The sequence below is a fragment of the Listeria sp. ILCC796 genome, from assembly GCF_900186175.1.
Classification (GTDB): Bacteria; Bacillota; Bacilli; order Lactobacillales; family Listeriaceae; genus Listeria; species Listeria goaensis.
Map to the genome: position 1 here is coordinate 17,239 of NZ_FYBV01000008.1, position 19,082 is coordinate 36,320.

A 19,082-nucleotide genomic window follows, 5' to 3' on the forward strand; every position below is an offset into this window, starting at 1 on the left:
ACAAGGAAGCTTAAAAATTAAGCTTCCTTGCATAGTAGAAAGGGATTTTAAAATGACCTATCATTTCGACCAAGTTATTGACCGGAGAAATACGTTTTGTACGCAGTGGGACTATATTCAGGACCGCTTTGGGGAGGAAGGCTTATTGCCGTTTTCCATTTCAGATACGGATTTCAAAGCGCCGGAACCTGTTATTCGAGCCGTTAGCGAACGCGTTTCGCACGGTATTTTTGGCTATTCGAGATGGAACCATCACGCCTTTAAATCGAGTATCACTGGTTGGTATAAAACGCGTTTTAATGCCAATTTTGAAGAGGATTGGGTGCTTTATAGTCCGACTGTGTGTTACGCCATTTCCGTTTTAATTGAACTGAACAGTCGTCCGCATGATAAAATCGTCGTTTTCTCTCCGCTTTATGATGCTTTTTTCAACATCATTAAGGAGCAAAATCGTGAACTTGTCTTGAATCCATTGCATCTTGAAAACGGACGTTATACAATTGACTTTCACTCACTTGAAAAGGAACTTCAAACGGCTAAAGTGTTATTATTAACAAATCCGCACAACCCAACTGGGCGCGTTTTCTCAAAAGAAGAGCTTTTAAAAATTATGGCACTTTGTAAGGCATACGATGTTTTTCTGATTTCGGACGATATTCATATGGATATCGTGTATCCAGGCTCTGCCTATACGCCGGTTCTAAGCCTTGGCACGGAGCGGGTTGCGATTTGTTCGTCCGCAAGTAAAACGATGAATACGCCGGGGCTGATTGGCTCCTATTTGCTCGTTCCAGATGAAAATTTGCGGGAAAATTTTTTGCGCATTTTAAAGGGGCGTGATGCGCTTTCTTCAGTCAGCATTCTCGGCATGCACGCGCTAATCGCGGGGTATAATGAAGGGGCCGACTACGTCGATGAACTGCTCATTTATTTGGATAAAAACATGAACCTCGTGCGCGATTTCTTTTCGGCCGAGTTACCGGGCATCGCATTTTTGAAACCCGAAGCCACGTATCTTGCTTGGCTAGACGCGAGGTCCCTCAATTTGACGGATACCGCCATTCAAGACGCGCTTGTCACAAAAGGAAAAGTGGCCGTCATGTCAGGCGCGACTTACGGAGCCAGTGGCTTCCTCCGCCTAAATGTCGCCTGCCCGGAAAGCAAACTTCTAGATGGACTTTCGCGCATGAAAAAAGCTTTAAATTAGGAGGTGAACAACTTTGAACGAGCGGCAAATGAACCTGATCCAACTACTATTACATCAAAATCAAACTGGTCCAGAGCTTGCCAAGCAATTATCGGCATCAAAAAGAACGATTTTACGCGACATTCATGCGTTGAATGACGAACTCATTTTAGTGGCGAAAATTACTTCGGTTGAAAACGGCTACGCGCTTATCATTTCAAACGAAGATAGCTTTAATCAGCTTTTCAAGCGCACGGCAAGCGATGCGGAACTCCTTTTGTTTGAGCTAGCAACACGCGATTTTGTCACGCTCGATGACTTATCTGAAACCTTATTTTTATCAAAACCGATGCTAACTGATAAAATGGCGTCGTTGAAACAAAGCTACGCGAAACGGCTTTCGATCCTGTCGAAAAAAAATTATGGTCACTTTTTAGATGAGCCTAAGTCCCGCAAAATTACACTGCTCGCCAATTTGATTTTGCAGAAACCAGCTTTCTTTTTAACAAAACTTGGTTTGGCGCCTACTATTTTTGAGCGATTGACAGAAAATATACGCAGTGAGCGCCACGCGTTTCATTATGAACACGCCCACTCTGCCCAAATTGCAAGTATTTGTTTGGCCATTTATGCGCTGCGTTATGAAACCGATCTTCCTGACACAAAAATAAACGGCATTTTAGAACAATCTGGTATTTCTTGTGCCCATAATATCGGTAGTATGGTGCAAACTTTTCTTTCTGAGCAAAATAAACTAATTGCATCGCTTTCAACCGAAAAGATTTTAGATTTATTGCAACTTACTTGCGAGGAGCACGGGGCGCCTTTTTACGATATCGAACTGGCGACGAGTCTTGCGAGTCATCTGAAGCGGAGCGTTGCCTATCCGATTATTCTTGCGGACCGGAAGCTTCATAATATCGCGAATATTAAGGCGCTTTATCCGCTTGCTTTTGACCTTAGCATTCATTTTATTAGTCTTGTGAGGCAAACTTTCTCTGTCCAAATTTATGAGATTGATTTGATTGGGCTATATTTTTCTTGCGCGATGGACCGTGTTAAGACCGCGCCGATTGAACTCGTGCTTTTTTCTAGTCAATATGCGATTGCAAACATTAATAAGCAGGCGATTGAGCGCGCGATTCCAGAAGTGAACGTTAAACTGGCGATGAATCTCGCCGAACTGCAAAGTTTGGTTCAAAATCGCGCGATTAAACTGGTTTTAAACAATCAAGACGGCGCCGCGCCGCAACTAGCAACCGAAAGTTATACAATCCGGCAAATCATGACGGAAACCGATTTACGAGCCATTCGCGACTTGCTCGAAAAAATTGATATTGAGCGGCATTTGGAAGATTATTTCCCGAAGACGACCGAAACCGAGTTCCACAACGAAAAAAACGCATGTTGGCAAACGGTCATTCAAGACTTAACGGCTTTTCTTGTGCAAAAAGGGATTTTATCGGCTGGCGAACGCGAAAAAATTGTGAGTCGGGAATCAAAAGAAAACAATTTGGTGATTAACCATTTGGCCGTCCCGCACTGCACAACAAATCGCGGCACACCGTTTCTTGGTATCTTCGTCCATTTAAAACATGCTGTCCAAATTGAAGGCGAAACCGTACAAAACGTCCTTTTATCTTGCATCAACCCGAATGTGCGTAACGAATTGAAAATTTTCAGCTACTTGTATGATGTTTTAAACAAAATCGACAGTAGTGTTATTTTAAGTTGGAAAACACACGGTGAATTCATGCGAAGTTTAAACCAAAAAGATTAAGTATTTGGTGGTATAATAAACTCATCTTAACTAAAGGAGTTACTTGTATGAATAATCCCTATGTTCCACTAAATTTATTTACCAATTTTAAAGAATCCGCTGAGCGCTTCCCTGATGTGCCCATTTTCTTTGATGAAACGCTCGCCGGATTTGCCGAACTTGGTCTAGAAACGACGTATGCTGGCTGTTTAGATGCGATTGTGCAGAAAGCCACACAGTTAAAAAAGGCGGGCGTCAAGAAAGCAGACAAAATCATCATTTACAAATCCGCAAAATTTGATACCTACTTGTTCGCCGTGGCCGCAAGTTACCTCGGGGCAGTCCCCGCAATGATTTCGCCACACCTTCCCACTACTACAATGGAAATTTTAGCAGAACGCTTAGATTTGCCCTTCTTACTTTTCGATGCAGCAACGGCTGACAAAGCCCGTGCAATCTCCAATTTGAGCACAGGCCAACTCATTTGCGCCGAGGAATTAGCAAGCTTCGCTGTAGAAAAAATCGCTGAGCAAGAAGAACTCCCAAAAGATATGATTTCCTACATGACGCACACGTCCGGCACAACTGGCATCCCGAAATTAATTGCCCACAGCGCAAACTCCATGGGTTGGCGCACCAAATGGCAGCGCAATATTTTAAGCCTTATTCGCGAAAAAGAATTAGCCGCTTTTCATATTTCGCCCGTTCATTCGCGCTTTAACATCGGCATTTCATCCTTGATGTCACAAGGCTTCCCGCTACTTCCAATTGCAAATCCAACAAAAACGAGCATCGAACGACTTTTCAACAAATTCCAGCCGAAAATCGTCGAAACACACCCGAATAATTTCGTGCAGTGGGTTTCACTCGCTCGCGAAAAACCGGAAATTTTCAAGTCCGTCAAATACTATCACTCCACCTTTGACGCCATCAACAAAGAAACCATGGCCACTTTCTTAAACACATCTTCTGAAAAACGGCCAGTTTTCATGCAAGTTTACGGTCAAAGCGAGTGCGGGCCAATGATTTTGCGTTTCCATACGAAAAAAAGCCTGCAAAACCTCGACGCCCGTAACATGGGTTACGGAATGAAGGGTCTAACTGAAGTTCGAATCGTAAATGATAAAGGCGAGCCCGTTCCAAACGGCACGCCCGGTAATATCCACATGCTTTCAAAAGGAAGAGCCCTTACCTATTTTAAAGAAGACGCGCGCTTCACTGAAAATACGTACGGCTTATGGTGGGACAGCGGCGATTACGGCGTAAAAAATGAAACCGGCGCCCTATACCTCCTTGACCGCCAAGTCGACCTCGTTGAAAATATCGAAAGCACCCTCGCAATTGAGGACAAACTGCTAGATTCCCTCGATTTTCTCGATGAAGTTGTCATCATTCGCGGCAAAGACGGCAGTCCGCAGCCGATTATTTCAGTATGCGCCGACCACGAAATGAACTGGGACGCCTGGTTTAACGAACTAACCGACCTCCCGCACATAAACGAACCAATCATCATGGCTTACGACGACATTCCTCGCACAGCCACAATGAAAGTCCAACGCTTACGCCTAGAGGAAGAGTTGAAAGCGAAGTAAAATGCGACTTGATTTAGCGAAGTTAGAGCATTAAGAAAAACAAGCATAAATCTTGTAATAACACCATCTTGAAAAATGGCTTTTACTGGATTTATGCTTGTTTATTTTTATGAAACAAAACCTTTATGTTCCATACACTCTTACATTACCAAGACGTGTTAAACACTTCCACATCATTTGGCAAATTTTTCAATGCACTTTCAACTGGTAGAATGACGTCATTTTTTACTACTTGAGCTTCCTGATTTCCATTTTTGACATACTCATTATCATCTTCTTTTATATCCTCATAGCTAACATAGAGAACAAGTGCATCGTTACTAACAATTCCTTCTTTTGAATTGCTTCTTTCATACGAAGTTCTATACTTTTCACTACTATCGTTCAGTTGAATTGACATAATATCAACATTTGTATTCTTTACAATAGATTTAGCATGCTCATCTCCAGATTTCTTACCAGTAGTAATTAAATACTCAATATCTTTCTGCGTTAGCCTCTCTGGATGTGCATTATTTCTAATATAGATATACTCTGATTCCAACTGACTATTCTGTTGATAATAGTTTTTTTTCTTTACTGGTTTAAAACCTTTAGCATTTAATGTAGCATCAACTTGCTTAAAATCATAGATAGAATTCAAATATTCACTAAAGAAAAATAGATAAATATTTTGTGCTTCCTTATATTCGCTCTCCGTTCCTATACCCTTTTCAGATGCTTCTTTTAAATTAAAATCAGCGGTTGGATAAATTGAAGCTGAAATATCTTTAATATCTTTCATTTGTGACTCACTCCCATCAATATTCGTACACCCTGTTACAAATAATAAACTTATCATGATTAAAGCTATTTTCTTACGCATATTTAACCAACTGCATATTGAAGTTATTTGCATCATTATAATCTTTAGGATCAACATAAAATTTCTCCCCCCATGAAGATACAACTAAACGGCCGTCATCTGTTTTTCCAGTAATACTAATTGCATGTCCACCTTCAGCAGTATATGCATTTTCACCTTCTTTATCTTCAAAAATAATTGGATTAACTGAAAGTATAAGTTCCCCGTCATTTTTATATTTATCATAATTTGAAACAGATGGCGTAATATTATTTTTAAAATCAACATTAATATTGTGGTCCTCTAAATATTGTGTGAGTCTATGTTCGCGACTTTCTTGATTTGTTCCAGCTCCAACAGTGTCTGACTCATCTTCATTTTCGTCAAAAGTATCTCCCCACTTCCACCATAAAAATTCTTTAGGGTTATGGTTATCTTGTGAAGCATATAAATCTACTAAAAGAAAATTAAAATTAATTTTCTTTTCTCCATTCTCAGTTGAATATAAAGGAAATCCAAACTCTTTCTCAAACTCTTTTTCACTTCCCTCATATTGCTTTAAAAATCCATTAACAAGAGCTACATAGCCACAACCTTCATTTTCTAGTTTTTTCAGATAATCAGTCATTTCTTTTTGTGTCATATTCGGGTAATACTTGTACAATATATCAATAATCTTTTGTTCTCTATTTGTTCTGAAAGCTTTGATTTATGTTACTTTATTTTTAATAAATGTGTTATCATACTGATGAAATCAATAATTAACAGACTTCAAAAACCGTATTCTAAAAAAAGGATGTAACCTGCTCGGTAGCTAGGTTATATCCTTTTTGTTTATTTGGAATTTGCTCAAACGTTTTGAATTGGTACTTTTTCGTTTGCATCTGCTTGGCTAGTAATCTGCGTTTGTGGTGTACCGTCGGCGAACAAGCCGATGAATGATGTGCCACTTGCAACTAAATAGCCGAAGAAAATCGTGAGTGCGGCAATAAAACACGCAATAAATACGTTTGTTTTTGAAATTGTTTTTTGATTTGGCTTTTTGCGTTCCTCGGAAAGACCTAGGCCAATTTTTTGTTCCTCGCGACGATCCTCGATATATTTTTTCTTTGCCTCTTTGGTAATGCTGTTATACCAATTAACAAAATTGATATAGGACTCCGAAACGGTTTCCTTATCGCCATCTTCGCGAATACGACCATAATGCATCCACACAATACGATCACATAAGTTTTTCACTTGTGTAATAGAATGGCTGACAAAAATAATCGTTTTCCCACGAGCTTTAAATTCATTGATTTTATCAACACATTTTTGATAAAACGTTTGGTCCCCGACGGATAACGCTTCATCAATAACGAGAATATCCGGGTCTAAATGGACCGAAATGGCAAAGCCAAGACGCGATTTCATACCACTCGAATAGTTTTTAATGGGTTGGTTGATGAAATCTCCAATGTCCGCAAAGTCAATAATGGACGGAATTTGCGCTTCAATTTCTTTATTCGTCATGCCGTGCATAAGGAGTTTCAAACGAATATTTTCAATTCCAGTAAGCGGACCTTTAAGACCTACTTGAATCGCAATTAAAGATGCCTCACCATTAATTTCTACTTCACCAGAAGTCGGCACGATAACGCCCGAAATAATACTTGAAATGGTTGATTTCCCAGAACCGTTAATTCCGATAAGTCCCACTGTTTCGCCGTCACGGATTTCGATACTTACATCACGGAGAGCCCAAAAACTATCGGTTTTTTTATTTAAAAGCGCCGCAGTAATCTTTTCTGTTTTATTTTTAAGTAAATCATATTGTTTTGTGACATGTTTCAGTCTGATTTTAACAGGTTTATCTGTCATTTTTATTTCACCATCCGGTAATTTACTTTTTTATAAACTGACATTCCTATTTTACCTAAAGTGGCAAGGAAAGTCTAGGAAGATTCATTTAGAAAGTGCTATAATGAGCTTAAAATCTGGGTTTTAGAAAGGAAAATAATGATGCCTATGCAAGAATGCAACTTTTATGAACTTGAAATGACGCATTTAAACGCCGAAAATCGTTCAACTATGACTGAAATCTTAAATCTGTTAGACGAAAATTACTTGGAGTTTGGTAAATCTGGAAATAAAACGCAAAAAAAAGATTATTTAAATACCTCATTGCCGGCTGATCAATATGAAATTTTAGAGTTTGAATCGCATTCATTAGGGCAAAAAAGCCAACTAACAACTTATACGCTACTAAATCATACAACAAATGAAACAAGCTTGCGTAGCAGCATTTGGAAATATCAAAATGGGCACTGGAAATTATATTTTCATCAAGGAACGCCTGTAAATTAACAGATACGCCTAGTTTTGCGAGTCTGATTTCTCCTGAAGCAATTTGTCTTTCAAACTTTTTTCCACATTGTTTCCGTACACGAAAACTTCTGCCAAAATGAAAAATGCAATCGCTAATAGGAATGTGATTCCGATTGACAAGGAAAAATAATAGCCGGGGATAAAAATCGTATGTAAAAGGGAATATAAAACTTGTGGGATAATGGCGTAACAGAGCGTTAACGTTGCGATTTTCTTAATACGCTTGACGTTTCTCTCACGAAACGGTGTTTTCCCTTTTGAAAAGCTTCTAAAAATTTCACTTGCTAGCCATAATGCACCAACTAGAAATATTAAAGCGATAACGGCAACAAAAAAGCCGATACCAGCTTCAAGTGCTACATTTGTTTTTTCTGCCGCAACTGAAGAAGACATAGTAAAGCTAAAAGGGCTATTTTCATCAGGAAAATCGTTAAAACTAACTTCTCCCCCGTTTAGCAACATCGTTCCGCTTACGATTAATGTACCCGCGTAAATTATCGCTAACAATTTCAAAAATGCATGCAAAAAGTAACTCCATTTTGTTAGTTTCATCACTGTTTCTCCTTTTTAGTTTAATTCCGTATATTTTTGACGGGAAACCTTGCTTTTTTCTATAGGATATTTTGCTTTATTCTTCTCCAATTTGGCTAAAATTAGTTCATCAATATTTAAATTTAAATCAGCTGCCAACATGTAGCTATAAATTAAAACATCTGCAATCTCATCACGAATATTTCCCATGTTTGCTTGAATAGCTTCCTCGCTCGTTTTCCACTGGAAATTTTCGAGTAGCTCTGCTGCTTCAATCGACACCGAAAGCGCTAAATCCTTAGGCTTATGAAACTTGCGCCAATCGCGCTCTTCGCGAAAATCATTAATTTCTTTCATCACATCACTCATTTTCAATCCGCCCCTTTTATTTTTATTATAACAAAAATGCAGAACTACAAGATTACATTTTTTAAAACGTGGTAAAAATGTAATATGTTGAGCAAACTATAAAAATGAGATGAATGTAACTTCTCACAGATTTTAAAAATTTATACGAGGTGTGTCATGAAAAAAATAATTTTTTACAGCGGGAGCTTTTGTATTCCATTCGGCATTTGTTGTATCGTTTTTTATTCGCTGCACATTGTGCCCTTTGGAGATCAAGCATTTTTAGTGAGTGACATTGGTTCACAGTACATGCAATTTTTGCACTTATTTCATAATTTTTTTACAGATGGATTTAGTCTTTATTCTTTTTCAAATGGTATTGGAGATTCTGTTTTATCGCTTAGTGGCTACTATTTGGCAAGCCCTTTCAATCTGATTAGCCTCATGTTCAACGAGGCGAATATGCCGATTGCGCTATCTTGGATGATGATTTTAAAAATTAGTGCGATGGGCTTTTCCATGAGTTATTATTTAGCTAAACACTACAAAACGACCAGTTATTCCATATGGTTATTCTCTACAGCGTATAGTTTTTGCGGTTTTACCATTGCCTATGGTGTGAATTATATGTGGCTGGATGCACTGGTTTTGCTGCCTTTTGTTGTTTTAGGGCTGGAGAAAATTTGGCTTTTGAACCGCGGGACTATGTACGTGATAGCACTTTTTCTTACCATCGTAACAAATTATTATTTAGGTTACATGGTATGCCTTTTTGCGGTTATTTACAGCCTTTATTTGTACGCAATCCGCTATAAAAAACGGGAGGACTGGCGCTTTCGCACACTGCTTTCACGAGGGAAAAAATTTGTTTTTTGTTCGCTTTTTGCTGGTTTAGCGACGAGTTTTATTTTAATCCCGTCCATTTTAGGGATGCTGAATACGGAAAAAACTAACTTTGCGTTTAGTACACTTTTACCTTATCCAAAGTTCTTTGTTTCTTTCTTGTCGCAATTCGGAGTAGGGACAATTCGGTTTGATTCGCGGCTTGATCACTTACCTACCATTTATTCAGGAATATTGATCACTTTATTTTTCATCATGTATTTTTTAATCCGCAGCATTCCTAAACGAGAAAAATTAATTGGTGCTTACTTATTTCTCGCGATTTTTGCTACATTTATCATCGAACTTTTCAACACAATTTGGCATATGTTTCAGGCGCCTGCTGGCTTTCCGTACCGTCAGTCTTTTATATTTAGCTTTCTAATTATCGCATTTGCCTATAAAGGTTTTCTTCATTTCAGGAAATCTTTCGAATCGGTTTATCTTTTTCGGGCAGCTGGAATATTTATCGGCATTCTTATTGCTGGAGAAATCGGGCTGGGCTTTCAAAATCTCGTTTTCAAGCAAGAACCATTTTTTGAAGCACAACAAGTGTGGAGTTTACTAGCGTCAGTTGTTTTTATTGGCATTTATGTTCTTTTGCTACTACTATGGGCACGAAAAAAAGCCAATTGGCTCCTTGTTTTTCTCGCACTTCTCCTTTTCTTTGAATTAGGCAGCAATTATCGAATGGGTCTTCAAGATGTAGATTTTGGTAAGCAACATACTTTTTCAACTTTCTCAAAAAATATAGCTTCCTTTATGAATAAACTTAATCCAGGCGATGAACTTTTCAGGGTTCAAACTAAAATTCCAGGCGCTAAATTAGGTTATGTTGATGTTTATAATGGCTATAATGATGCGATTTCGTTCCATTACGCGGGCACTTCCGCTTACACATCAACATTAAATAAACAAACACTTGAAACGCTCAAAAATTTAGGTCTTTATTCGAAAAATGAACGGCGCTATAGTTATGTCGATGCAAATCCTGCAATGAACTTATTGCTCAATGTGCGCTACCAAATTTCCTATCAAAACGATGCTTTACATGCTGTTCAAAATGCGGAAGCAGTTGGTTCTGGCTTTTTCATCGCTGACGGCAACATAAAATTACGTGACGGCGCTGTTTTTTCAAATTTGGAGTCTGTTCTTCAAGGTATTTTACCTAACAAAGAGCCTTATTTAGTGAAAACAACAGAAGAAATCGTCACGCGTACAAGCGGCGATGTGCTCATGTACCTGCCTAATGCGGAATTTCGCGCAACTGATGAACTCTACGTAAACGGCAAATTGCATCAAACAAACATCGCGATTAACTCTAATCAGCTTTATAATCTTGGTTTCTTTAAAAAAGGTGAAAAAATCTCGGTTATGTTTAAACCGAAAAAACGATTTTCAACTGAGAAAATGGCATTTTATACTCTGGACGAGGCCCGCTTTCAAAATCTCACCCATCATGTAAACTCCGGAGCGCTTCAATTAACGGAAGAAAATGGCGACCATTTGAGTGGCACTGTCACCGCGCCAAAAGGCAAAAAAGAGCTCTTTTTATCCATTCCGTACGATAAAGCTTGGCAAATTAAAATTGACGGAAAAAACACAACAACTAGCCAAGTAATGGGCAATTTCACAAGCATTTCAGTCCCGGAAGGAAAACATCAAATTGCGCTTAGCTACCGTCCGAAAATTGTTCCATACAGCATTTTATTTTCTATTCTTGTTATTGTCGTTGGGCTAATTATTAGACGACGCCAAAAAAAATGACTCCCTACGTTTAGGGAGTCATTTTTATAAATTTTCGCTTTCATAAATTCGCGATTTTTCACCCCACGGATGATAACCATCACCAATATAGCGAAACTGCTGTTTTTCATAGTAGCCAATTAAATTCGTGCAAAGATAGATTTTAGGAAATCCTAATTGTTTCGCCACTTCTTTCGTATGATCGATGAGAAGCTTGGCGTAATTTCTACCCCGATAAGTTTCTTCGATATACAGTGCGCATAGCCACGGGTACAAATCCATTCGGCTAATAAAGTCATTCGTGATAAGACCGGCGCAGCCGATAATCTGCTCCCCATCATAGAGCAAGAACCACTGCGGCAGCGGGCTTTCTGTCTGCATCGCATGCGTTAGACAATCCTCATAAATCGTGCTAGTATCCTCATCGGCCCATTTTGATTGGAAATACTCAATTGCTGGGCGGAGGATTTCGGGGTGGGTGCGAATGGATTTTAGTTGCATTTGGAGAGCCTCCTGACTTCTAATTATAAATTCCTTGTTAACGAATGATATAGTGACGGCTCTATCTCATTCTCCAATTTCAACAACATATTAACGATGGGCTTATCATCATGAATTTCTTCCTTAAAACTATCTTTAATTGGACTACATTTTCCTAAATAATAGAATTCACTTTTATCAGATTCATCTTTTTTTATAAACAAATGCATTTCAAGGTTTTCTTTTTCAATATTTCTAAACTGCATAATATCTTTGGAGTTTAAGTTTCGTTGCGTTTTAGAGTACCAACTTAATACATCAGGAGCAATTAATGTATCTTTATATTTATAATCTATGGCATCTTTTTCATACGTCACAAAGATTGGACAGGTATTATGCTTTATCCTATATCCGTAAATAGTTGATGACTCATCTTTACTCCAATTCATTAATCTACAGAAATCTTTTCTTGTATAGCGTTCATAAAGTGATAAACTGCCACCATTTTTGTATCGTTGCCCTCTGCAAAGTCCTGTTTCAATAATATCATCTACTAGAATGTGAAAACTTGAATCACCTTTCATTAGTGCTACCATTGTATCCGATAGTTCTAACTTCTCACTATCATTTTTAAGCAAAGAAATATGTCCATATGGATTTTTATTATCTGATTTGAAAAACTCGAATGTTAACACAGATATTACACTAGAGATAACAGCCTCATCATAGGCAATCCCTCGACTCTGCAATAATGAACTAATTTCTTGCTTAGGTATAAAGCTATATTCTATTAAGTATTTTAGCACTATTAATTCATGCGTTCTTTTACCTGTTAAGAGCTCTTGTGTCAAGAAGTTTAAGATTTCCTCACCTTCACTCTCAACATAAAAATTCTCTTTCATAGTTTTTAAAAAGGCATAATAATTCTTTTTCTTACTCGCAATTATGATTGGGTCTATAGAATCATTCTCAATAAAATCTTTGAGTAGAGGTACTCGATTTAACCTATATTTTAGATCTAAAAATAATTCTTTGAGTTCTTTCATTGAATCTAATGTTGCTACCGTTATAGCTTCATAAACTCGAGCTTCTGCAATTCTCTCAAAATTGATAACAGATACTCCCGAGAGTACTGTTTTGCTCAAATAATCTTTGAGATTTCCTTTATTTAGAGACTTATCTCCGTTCAAAGCTATTGGGATTAAGAAATTATTTTTGTAATTTCCAATAAAATCTATTACTGTAAGAAATTCTTTCTCTGGATACTTTCTTAACCCTCTACCAAGTTGTTGGATAAAAACAATGCTAGATTTTGTATGGCGTAACATTATTATCTGATTAATACAAGGGATATCTATTCCCTCACTAAACAAATCAACTGTTACAATATAATCTATTTGTCCCTCTTCTAACTCACAAATTACTTTTTCTCGTGTTTTAATGCTATCTTCACCTGTTAAAGCTTTAGTCTTTAGTCCTCTTGCCGTTAATTCTTCTGCCAGTGACCTTGCTTCCTCTTTTAGACTACAGAAAATTAAACCATGTACTTTATCCCCATCAAATCCATAATAATTAATCTTTTCAATTATATGCTCAACTCTCTCTGATTCAATTAAATTTTTCAGCTTTGTATTATCATCCACTACTACACCATCTTTTTCATAATCAACTACCCCAAAATAATAAAATGGAACTAGCATATCAGCTTCCAATGCTTCTTGTAAACGGATTTCATAGGCTACATTGAAATCAAATAAATCATAAATATTCAATTCATCAGTACGCTCGGGAGTTGCCGTCATCCCTAAAAGAAATTTAGGGTTAAAATAGTTTACAATATCTAAATATGAGTTTGCTGCAGCCCTATGTGACTCATCAATGATAATATAATCAAAGTATTCTTTTCCGTAGTAGGTTCTAACTTCTTCCTTAGATATTGTTTGCACAGTAGAAAAAAGATATTTAGCCGTATAATCACGTTGATTACCCGTTAATATGCCGTAATCTCTCTCATCTCCACCAATAATATCCTTAAAACATTCCAAAGCTTTTAACAATATTTGCTCTCTATGGACAATGAATAAAAAACGCTTTGGCTTAACATTTTGAACGTCAAAAGCAGCTAGATACGTTTTTCCTGTTCCTGTTGCAGAAATTACTAAAGCTTTCTTTTCTCCCTGATTTCGTAAAGTCTCTAACTCAACAAGTGCAACTTTTTGCATACTATTAGGTGCAATAGTCACTTCTGACTTTTCAACTTTTATTTTACCTAATACCTCAGCCTCTATTTTTTTCATTTCTAAAAACTTTTTCTCATATTGATTAATCAAGTCAGGAGTTAAATTAACCGCGCTTTTCCATTCATCTTCAAATTGTCCATTTATTTGTTCAACAACTTTTCCGTTTTCATTCGAACTAATCTTAAAGTTCCATTCATAATTTGTCATTAATGCTGACCTTGTTAAATTTGAACTGCCTATCATAATAGATTGGTAATTCCCATGATCAAATATATACCCCTTTGAATGGAAACCTTCCGAATCAGAAATTCTCACTTCTAAATTCTTAATTTTCAAAAGTTCTCTATACATCTTTGGACTATTAAATGCAAGATAATTTGAAGTAATGATTCTGCCTTTTACACCCTTAATTGCTAAGTCATATAGTACTGTTTTTAGTGCCGCTAACCCTGCATAAGAAATGAAAGCAATTGTAAATGAAAAATTTTTACACACTTTTAATTCAGACTGAAGAACTTCTAGAACTGTTTCATCAGCTTTTTGATTATTTATCACCAATCTAGGCGATAGTCTATTTTGTATGTAATCTTGGCCATCAATTAGGCTGGATTGAATCGATTCTTTTAAAGCTTCATTTATATTCATTTAGGAATCTCCTTCAAATAGATGTTATCCTTTAATTCTAGCCACTGCTTCCAAATCTGCTGGTGCCCAATCAATTAAATTCAGTTCATCTCTATCTAACCATACAATTTTGTCATGGTCATTTAATTTCATTTCTCCACTAATTATTTTTGAATAAAATACTGTTAAATTAACATCACCAAAGTCATATGAATAAGTACTCGAACAAATTTCTTCACCTATCTCTAAATCTACATTCATTTCTTCCATTATCTCTCTCTTTAACGCATCTCTAGGCAATTCATTTTCCTCTATCTTTCCACCTGGGAATTCCCACAAACCACCTAAAGATTTATCTTTCTTTCTTCTCGCACACAATACTTTATTTTCTTTTATAATTGCTGCCCCAACAACATTGATTTTTTTTTTCATATTTTTTTAAACCCTCACATTTTCATTTTATATTTATTATAACAAAAAACTTCCATTTTGCAGGTCAAATCAAATTTTTTATTAATTTTTGAATCACACAAAATCCTTTTGCTTTTAATTGCTTAATTAAAAGCAAAAAAGCGTAACTTCTCGTTACGCTTCATAAACTACAACCGCGGATCAATCTCCGCTTCCTTCATCGTTTCAAACAACATATTAATAGCGGCCGCTTTATAAACGTCATTGTGCTCTGAAATTTCTGCTAGCGGCACATCGAGCATTTCTTCACCGTACTTATATTCCGAAATCGATGTTCGAAGCTTTTGTTTAACTTTTTTGTTGCGTATTAATTTGGCATATTTTCCTTCAAAATGATAGTCGTAGCCGTAAATTAAGTGTAAATAGTCCTCATTGCGCACTTTCATTGCGGGAGCTACATTTTCCACTTGCTTTTCTGGCTTTATTACAATACCTTCCATTTTTTGGTCGAAAGTAATGGTTTTAAAGTAGTCTGCCGCAATTTGTGAGGCATCCTCATTTTGGAGATTAATCGTGACAAAAGAGTCGTCTGATAGCACAGCATACATTTCTGAAGTTGTTCCTGCCCAACGTTTTTCGGTACCATCATTTTGAACCATCTTTAAAATAGAAAATGGTTTGAATGTCATTTCTTCAGGTGAGCCGTATAATTTTAATTGTTCATCAAATTTTTCTGCGGCTTTTTTCAGATTTTCCGTCGCAACATAATTATTTTTTAAAACTAGGGCATTTTTAAACGTTTGATAGTCACCACTTCCATATTTTTCAATGAGATTTTTTTTACTCATTTTCACTTGGTCGTATTCAAAATCGGTTGCTTCCATTTTCTGAATCACCGCCTGAAAGGCTACATCATATCCTGCTTCAGCCAAAATATCCAATTCGGTATGTTGCGCGACACTAATTGGTGTGTATTTCTCATCAATTAAACCTTGTCCGAGAATGTGCCATGGCATGAGTTCGCCGTCCAAAATGAGCCATGATAAATCGTTTTTTTCAAAAATATCATTAAACCGCGTTTTTAGCGTAGCGAATAAATCATTTAGACGTTCGTCGCGGATTTTAAAGCCGTTACGGCTAACCGCGTAGCTTTTTTTACTGTTTTTGTGCAAATAAATATTGCAACGGGAGCCCATGTATTTAGGCTGTAACGTAATTTCGCAGCAGTCTTTAGAGCGGAAATAATCAAGCGCTTTGTCTAACGACTCAAGTTCATTTTTCTCTGCATCACTTTCAGCGGGCGCAATTGTTCCTGAAATGAAATTAATTTTTTCCTCTGCCACGTACGCTAAACGCTTCGCATCTGCCGTTGTTAGTTCAGCTTCCGACACTTGTTTTTGGCGTTTAAACAAAGTAGGCAGTTGCTCGGTTTCTGCGTTGTCGCTTTGTACGGACTGATACGACAAACGATAGTTCAGCGTCACACCCGTCAGCGAGCCACCCTGCACACATCCCGTATCAACATGAATATTATTTTTTATGCGAAAAGCCTGATTTGAAGCGATGTGACCGAAAAAGTGGTACGGGTGAATCGATTTCGCCTCATCTCTCAAAAACGACAACTGCTCTTCAATATTTTCATCTCGGAATAAACGGAAGTTGCGCATCTGCCGTTTTGATTCATCGTCGAGCTTGCCTAGGAATTTCGTTTTACACGGCGCATGAGTTGCGTAAAAGCTTGGTTGTCCTTCTCCAATGACACGATAAAACGGCTGCGCCTGTAAAACAAGTTCAACAAATTTCGCATAAAGTTCTGCATCTGAAGAGAGTACAGGAATTGAATCAAAATAGTCTCTTACGAGCGTTTCGTCCGCACCTTGAATTTTCTTTTCAATATATTTATGCACAAAATTTTCATGATTGCCTAAAACAATGCGAAAATGCGTTTTATTTTTATAAAGAAACTCGACCATCGCGCGCGTATTTTTCCCCTTGTCGATAAAGTCGCCAAGCAAAATAAATTCGTGACTTGGTTTTTCGACAATCATTTCATCCGCATCAAAAACGAAATTATATTTTTTCAAAAGCGAGATAAGGCTCGTTTTACACTCATGAACATCCCCGATAAACGTGTAGGTTTCGTCTGGCGGAAGAAGCGTACCAAGCATTTCCTCATAATTTGAAATCGCCACATCTAGTTTCTGCACCGGAAATCTTACCCGGTGAACAGCCTGATAATTTTCGCGTCGTAAAACGGGTAATACCTCACGCCGCAAACGTGTAATATGGTTCGAAATAATAGTTTTACTTCGTTCCGTTCGAAAATAATCAGCGCGATTTTTATAATCAAACAGCACTACTTCCACATTGTAATGATTTTCTACGGCAATTTTTCTTATTTGCTCGCGAAATTTATCGGAAAGTCCCGTTGAATCAATAACGACGAAATCGGATTGAATCGGAAACGATGTCGCAAGTCTCAGCTTTTCATACAAAAGAGAAAAAGCTTGCTCACTGCTCTCAAGCATGACTCTCGCATATTTGTCATGCGCATGCCCCAGTAAATCTTGGCGAATTTCATCTGAAGAAAGATAGCTGATGTTCATAAAATAGTTCTTCTCCGGTACATCTTTACGGAGTGCCGGCATCAAAAATTCCTTCGCAAATGTCGTTTTCCCACACTCACTCGGTCCAATCATCAAAAAAATCGTATGTAAACTCGTCCTAAGCTCCATCTATTCCACCTCTTTTCTATAAATAATTGCACCGCTCGACGTACTAATACCGTTCACTTTATCCCCTATTTGAAAAAAATCCACTTCAAAACGGTTAGACCGCCCGACAATTTCGCGAAGCCAATCTTGAAATTCTTCAGCAGAACTTTCGAATTTATGGTCCGTATGGCGGAACGCATCTTCCAGTTCATAAAACGCATTGAAATCCCGATTAGGCGTCGTCACAATAAAATGTTCGAAATCTGTACTATTTAAAACTTGCGTCACCAATTTGTCAGCCTGCTTTATCGGCATATGCTCAATCACTTCCGTAAGCAGAACATCCACTTTTTCAGTCGGCGCATTTTCTAAAAAATGTTCGAATGATTCGTACGTACCGATATTTTCAATTTCCTCGCGGCTCGCCCGCTTTTCAACGTGCCTTAGCAATTCGGTATCAATATCAATCGCGTAATAAAAATCCGTGTCGGCTAGCTTTTTCGCAAATGGAATCGCATAAAAGCCTTCCCCACAACCAATATCCACAATGGAATTGGAAAAATCAAGCCGCGCTAAAATGGCGTTACGACGCTGCAAGTGTGTGCCACCAAATTGCAACTCGATATCGTATTTTTCAGTCGCTTCCAATTGTTTTTTAAATTTTTGAAACGTTTTCGGACGAAAAAGGAAGTTTTGCGCGAATAAATAGCGAATAAAATAAGGCACATCTAAATCGATGAGGAACTGAATGTATTTTTGAATTAAACTATCCTCCACTTGGATGGACTCTTTACTATTCATCGCTAGGAACAAGCAAAATACATTAGCTAACTTTAATAAGTCGCCTAGTGTTTCCTCGGTTTCAATTGCCACTTCATAATAATTCTCTGTCTTCTTCACAACCGTAAAATCATAGTTCTCAAAATGTTGTTTAAAAAATCGCAAATAATGTTCTTTTCGCGCATAAATCATTGAAAAAACAAGACGATTTTTAAAACCTCGTGTATCTTGATCGTTTTCTTTCGTATAAACACTCCTAAAAAAGTCATTTGTCATCTGCAAATAAGCAAATGGGCTCGTATATTTCGATAGGTTTAAGTAATCAAAATCCGGTTCATTTTTCCCCTTAAAAGAAATTGTGTTTTGCGCATCTTGAAAAAAGACGTGGTATGTCCCTTCAGCGCTAAACCAGCCTGTCGCAATGCCTTTTCGAATGCCCCGAAAAACCATACCAGAAGCTGGATTTTTCTTAATCAGAAATGAAAATGCCGGATTTGTGCTTTTCAATTGAATAATTGCCATGATGTTCTCCTTTTTCTTTTTAGTATAACAAAATAAGACTAGCAGCACCCATATTT

At 37.4% G+C, this 19,082-nt stretch carries 15 protein-coding genes; 5 read left to right on the forward strand and 10 right to left on the reverse strand.

Translation table 11 applies throughout. From position 1 onward, the window contains the following. The first annotated feature begins 52 nt into the window (after positions 1-52). The 3 genes from CFS04_RS09205 to CFS04_RS09215 are packed head-to-tail and all read left to right on the forward strand — an operon-like array spanning position 53 to position 4,537. Positions 53-1,207 (forward strand): MalY/PatB family protein, encoded by a 1,155-nt coding sequence (locus tag CFS04_RS09205; RefSeq protein ID WP_088810406.1) that lies wholly within the window; start codon positions 53-55, stop codon positions 1,205-1,207. 13 nt (positions 1,208-1,220) lie between these two features. Continuing rightward, the gene (locus CFS04_RS09210) at positions 1,221-2,966 is read left to right on the forward strand and encodes an HTH domain-containing protein (protein WP_088810407.1); all 1,746 of its coding nucleotides are present in this window, start codon (positions 1,221-1,223) and stop codon (positions 2,964-2,966) included. 47 nt (positions 2,967-3,013) lie between these two features. Next, positions 3,014-4,537 carry an acyl-CoA synthetase gene (locus tag CFS04_RS09215; RefSeq protein WP_088810408.1) on the forward strand — a complete coding sequence of 508 codons (1,524 nt, stop codon included), beginning with the start codon at positions 3,014-3,016 and terminating at the stop codon, positions 4,535-4,537. Positions 4,538-4,682: 145 nt separating this feature from the next. On the opposite strand, the gene CFS04_RS09220 is transcribed toward CFS04_RS09215, so the two are convergent. The 3 genes from CFS04_RS09220 to CFS04_RS09230 form a co-directional block, all read right to left on the reverse strand. Next, complete coding sequence (locus CFS04_RS09220; protein WP_088810409.1) at positions 4,683-5,321, reverse strand: hypothetical protein; 639 nt, start codon at positions 5,319-5,321, stop codon at positions 4,683-4,685. Between the two features lie 73 nt (positions 5,322-5,394). Then, positions 5,395-6,024: a hypothetical protein gene (locus tag CFS04_RS09225; protein WP_088810410.1), complete on the reverse strand. Its 630-nt coding sequence runs from the start codon at positions 6,022-6,024 to the stop codon at positions 5,395-5,397. A 206-nt stretch (positions 6,025-6,230) separates the two neighbouring features. Continuing rightward, on the reverse strand, positions 6,231-7,241 hold the full coding sequence (locus CFS04_RS09230; RefSeq protein WP_088810411.1) for an ABC transporter ATP-binding protein: 1,011 nt from the start codon (positions 7,239-7,241) through the stop codon (positions 6,231-6,233). A 138-nt stretch (positions 7,242-7,379) separates the two neighbouring features. Here CFS04_RS09230 and CFS04_RS09235 point away from each other — a divergent pair, with 138 nt between their 5' ends. Beyond that, on the forward strand, positions 7,380-7,727 hold the full coding sequence (locus tag CFS04_RS09235; RefSeq protein ID WP_255377785.1) for a DUF4440 domain-containing protein: 348 nt from the start codon (positions 7,380-7,382) through the stop codon (positions 7,725-7,727). Positions 7,728-7,736: 9 nt separating this feature from the next. On the opposite strand, the gene CFS04_RS09240 is transcribed toward CFS04_RS09235, so the two are convergent. Then, a complete protein-coding gene (locus tag CFS04_RS09240; RefSeq protein WP_088810413.1) occupies positions 7,737-8,300 on the reverse strand; it encodes a DUF2975 domain-containing protein in 564 nt (187 codons plus the stop codon). Between the two features lie 15 nt (positions 8,301-8,315). Continuing rightward, the gene (locus CFS04_RS09245; protein WP_088810414.1) at positions 8,316-8,648 is read right to left on the reverse strand and encodes a nucleotide pyrophosphohydrolase; all 333 of its coding nucleotides are present in this window, start codon (positions 8,646-8,648) and stop codon (positions 8,316-8,318) included. Positions 8,649-8,804: 156 nt separating this feature from the next. Between CFS04_RS09245 and CFS04_RS09250 the strand changes: the two genes are divergently transcribed. Continuing rightward, the gene (locus CFS04_RS09250) at positions 8,805-11,276 is read left to right on the forward strand and encodes a YfhO family protein (protein ID WP_088810415.1); all 2,472 of its coding nucleotides are present in this window, start codon (positions 8,805-8,807) and stop codon (positions 11,274-11,276) included. Between the two features lie 24 nt (positions 11,277-11,300). On the opposite strand, the gene CFS04_RS09255 is transcribed toward CFS04_RS09250, so the two are convergent. From CFS04_RS09255 to CFS04_RS09275, 5 genes are all read right to left on the reverse strand, one after another. Then, complete coding sequence (locus CFS04_RS09255; RefSeq protein WP_088810416.1) at positions 11,301-11,756, reverse strand: GNAT family N-acetyltransferase; 456 nt, start codon at positions 11,754-11,756, stop codon at positions 11,301-11,303. A 23-nt stretch (positions 11,757-11,779) separates the two neighbouring features. Continuing rightward, positions 11,780-14,620, reverse strand: a complete 2,841-nt coding sequence (locus tag CFS04_RS09260) for a DEAD/DEAH box helicase (RefSeq protein WP_088810417.1) — start codon at positions 14,618-14,620, stop codon at positions 11,780-11,782. Between the two features lie 24 nt (positions 14,621-14,644). Further along, the gene (locus CFS04_RS09265; protein ID WP_088810418.1) at positions 14,645-15,031 is read right to left on the reverse strand and encodes a (deoxy)nucleoside triphosphate pyrophosphohydrolase; all 387 of its coding nucleotides are present in this window, start codon (positions 15,029-15,031) and stop codon (positions 14,645-14,647) included. A gap of 167 nt (positions 15,032-15,198) precedes the next feature. After that, positions 15,199-17,745 (reverse strand): metallophosphoesterase, encoded by a 2,547-nt coding sequence (locus CFS04_RS09270; protein WP_088810419.1) that lies wholly within the window; start codon positions 17,743-17,745, stop codon positions 15,199-15,201. Continuing rightward, positions 17,746-19,026 (reverse strand): methyltransferase domain-containing protein, encoded by a 1,281-nt coding sequence (locus CFS04_RS09275; protein WP_088810420.1) that lies wholly within the window; start codon positions 19,024-19,026, stop codon positions 17,746-17,748. Positions 19,027-19,082 lie beyond the last annotated feature (56 nt).

Coding starts and splice junctions, on each gene's coding strand:
- CFS04_RS09225 (WP_088810410.1), bottom strand. CDS start 6,024: ATGACACAAAAAGAAATGACTGATTATCTGAAAAAACTAGAAAATGAA.
- CFS04_RS09275 (WP_088810420.1), bottom strand. CDS start 19,026: ATGGCAATTATTCAATTGAAAAGCACAAATCCGGCATTTTCATTTCTG.
- CFS04_RS09220 (WP_088810409.1), bottom strand. CDS start 5,321: ATGAAAGATATTAAAGATATTTCAGCTTCAATTTATCCAACCGCTGAT.
- CFS04_RS09230 (WP_088810411.1), bottom strand. CDS start 7,241: ATGACAGATAAACCTGTTAAAATCAGACTGAAACATGTCACAAAACAA.
- CFS04_RS09235 (WP_255377785.1), top strand. CDS start 7,380: ATGATGCCTATGCAAGAATGCAACTTTTATGAACTTGAAATGACGCAT.
- CFS04_RS09250 (WP_088810415.1), top strand. CDS start 8,805: ATGAAAAAAATAATTTTTTACAGCGGGAGCTTTTGTATTCCATTCGGC.
- CFS04_RS09270 (WP_088810419.1), bottom strand. CDS start 17,745: ATGGAGCTTAGGACGAGTTTACATACGATTTTTTTGATGATTGGACCG.
- CFS04_RS09240 (WP_088810413.1), bottom strand. CDS start 8,300: ATGAAACTAACAAAATGGAGTTACTTTTTGCATGCATTTTTGAAATTG.
- CFS04_RS09205 (WP_088810406.1), top strand. CDS start 53: ATGACCTATCATTTCGACCAAGTTATTGACCGGAGAAATACGTTTTGT.
- CFS04_RS09255 (WP_088810416.1), bottom strand. CDS start 11,756: ATGCAACTAAAATCCATTCGCACCCACCCCGAAATCCTCCGCCCAGCA.
- CFS04_RS09260 (WP_088810417.1), bottom strand. CDS start 14,620: ATGAATATAAATGAAGCTTTAAAAGAATCGATTCAATCCAGCCTAATT.
- CFS04_RS09215 (WP_088810408.1), top strand. CDS start 3,014: ATGAATAATCCCTATGTTCCACTAAATTTATTTACCAATTTTAAAGAA.
- CFS04_RS09245 (WP_088810414.1), bottom strand. CDS start 8,648: ATGAGTGATGTGATGAAAGAAATTAATGATTTTCGCGAAGAGCGCGAT.
- CFS04_RS09265 (WP_088810418.1), bottom strand. CDS start 15,031: ATGAAAAAAAAAATCAATGTTGTTGGGGCAGCAATTATAAAAGAAAAT.